Origin of the sequence: Streptomyces sp. C (assembly GCF_000158895.1) — a bacterium.
In the GTDB taxonomy this organism is placed as follows: Bacteria; Actinomycetota; Actinomycetes; order Streptomycetales; family Streptomycetaceae; genus Streptomyces; species Streptomyces racemochromogenes.
Window position 1 is genome coordinate 103273 of the sequence record NZ_GG657752.1, and the last position, 2468, is coordinate 105740.

The window sequence follows — 2468 nt, forward strand, 5'->3', positions numbered from 1 at the left end:
GCCACCGTCACCGTCCTCGACCGCGACATGATCGGCTCCGGCGCCACCCGCCGCTCCGCCGGAAAAGCAAAATCCCGCGCGGCGCCGACGACACCGTCCGCACCCTCGCCGCCGAGAGCGAGCGCTTCTACGCCGACCTCCACACCGCCCGCCCCGACCTGCCCATCCACCCCCTCGGCATGACCGTCATCGCCCCCGAGGCCGCCGAGGACCGGCTCCTCGAGGTCTACCTCCCCGAGGCCAAACTCCGCTGGACCACCGAACTCCCGCCCGCCGTACCCGCGCTCCCGCGCGACCACGGGGCCTGGGAGGGCGACGGCTGCCAGTACGCGGACGTCCACGCCCTCACCCAGCTCCTCGCCGCCGAACTGCGCCCCGCCGTCTCCTTCCGCGAGGGCGTCGCCGTCGAGACCGTCGCCGCCGGCCCCGGCGGTGCCCGCCTCACCCTGACCGGCGGCGCCACCCTCACCGCCGGGCACGTCGTCATCGCCCCCGGGCCCTGGCTCGCCGAACCCGCCTGGCGGGAGCTGGTCGCCCCGCTCGGAGCCCGCGTCAAGAAGATCGTCGCCCTGCACGTGGAAGTGCCCCCGGCCCCCGGCGACCGGGCCGTCGTCCTGCACACCGAGGACGCCTTCCTGCTGCCCCTCCACCACCGCGGCCACTGGCTCTTCAGCTACACCTGCCAGGAGTGGGACGTCGACCCCGCCACCGTCGACCCGGCCCTCACCGCCGGCCACCTGCGCGAGGCCCGCGCCCTGCTCACCCGCTACGCCCCCGGCCTGGCCGCGCACTGCCGGTCCGGCCGGGTGTTCTGCGACGCGTACGGGCCCGACGGCAGCCCGCTCGCCACCCGCCTCGACCCCTACGGCCGGCTCCTCTTCGCGGGCGCCGCCGGCGGCTCCGGCTACCGGCTGGCCCCGGCCCTCGCCGCCCGGGCCGCCGACCTGATCCCCTCCCTCCCGTCCCCGCGAAAGGCCACGACATGATCATCGCGAGTTATGACGCCGACGTCCTGGAGCAGGCGTTCGGCATCGACATGAGCGGCGTGGAGGGCCTGGGAACCGGCGCCGGGTGGGGCCGCGTCGCCCCCGGCGGCGCCACCGACGGCCACCACCACGACGAGACCGAGCTGTTCGTCATCGTCTCCGGCCGCGGCGAGTTCGTCGTCGACGGCGAGACCCACCCCGCCACCCCCGGCACCGTCGTCCTCTTCGACCCCTTCGAGTCGCACGTCCTGCGGAACACCAGTCCGAGGAACACCGGTCCGCGCGACACGGCGGGCGAGGGCGGCGACGACCTCGTCTTCTTCACCCAGTACTGGCGCGACGCCGAACGGGCCATGGCCTCCGCCGCCGCCCCCGCCCGCGAGGGCTTCGGCGACCGCCCCGTCTTCGTCTTCTCCACCCCGCCCACCCCCAACGGCGACCTCCACCTCGGCCACCTCTGCGGCCCCTACCTCGGCGCCGACGCCTTCACCCGCTTCCAGCGCATGAACGGAGCCGAGGCCTACCACCTCACCGGCAGCGACGACTACCAGAGCTACGTCCTCGGCGCCGCCCGCGCCGACGGCCGCACCCCCGCCGAGACCGCCGCCCACTACAGCGCCGAGATCGCCGAAACCCTGCGGCTGATGGACATACCCGTCGACCAGTACACCGTCACCGACCAGGACCCCGGCTACCGCGAGGGCCTCAGGGAGTTTCTTCGGCAAGGTCACCGGCTCCGGCGCGGTGTCCGTCGCCGACCACGACGCCCTCTTCGACGCCGCCACCGGCCACTACCTGTACGAGGCCGACGTCAAGGGCGGCTGCCCCGGCTGCGGCAACGACACCGGCGGCAACATCTGCGAGGAGTGCGGCGAACCCAACACCGTCACCGACCTCGCCGAACCCCGCTCCGCCGGCGGCGAGACCCCCGTACGCGGCACCGCCGCCCGCTGGACCCTGCCCCTGCACACCTTCTCCGCCGACGTCCGCGACCACCACCGGCTGGGCCGCGTACCGGCCCGGCTGCGCGAACTCGCCGACCGGGTCTTCGCCCGCCCGAGCCTCGACGTCCCCCTCACCCACCCCTCCGGCTGGGGCGTCGAACCGCGCGAGGACGACACCGACGGGCAGGTCATCTGGGTCTGGCCCGAGATGAGCTACGGCTTCCTCCACGGCATCCAGTCACTGGGCGCCCGCCTCGGCCGCCCCTGGCAGGCCGCCGCCCCCGCCCCCGACTGGAAGATCGTCCACTTCTTCGGCTACGACAACAGCTTCTACCACTCGGTCCTCTACCCCGTCCTCTACCGGCTCGCCTTCCCCGGCTGGACCCCCGACATCGACTACCACGTCAACGAGTTCTACTTGCTCGACGGCGAGAAGTTCTCCACCAGCCGCCGCCACGCGATCTGGGGCAAGGAGATCCTCACCCCCGACACCGTCGACGCCGTCCGCTTCTTAACTCGCCGCCACCCGCCCCGAAGG

Annotated in this window: 1 protein-coding gene and 2 pseudogenes; all 3 read left to right on the forward strand. The window is 73.8% G+C overall.

All coding sequences use genetic code 11. The features are described from left to right. Positions 1-986, forward strand: a 986-nt coding sequence (locus SSNG_RS36700; protein ID WP_241695345.1) for an FAD-dependent oxidoreductase, incomplete at its 5' end; no start/stop codon positions are given. 50 nt (positions 987-1036) lie between these two features. Then, a pseudogene (locus SSNG_RS45115) lies at positions 1037-1600 on the forward strand (cupin domain-containing protein); the annotation flags it as partial. 124 nt (positions 1601-1724) lie between these two features. Beyond that, positions 1725-2468 (forward strand): annotated as a pseudogene (locus SSNG_RS45120) (class I tRNA ligase family protein); the annotation flags it as partial.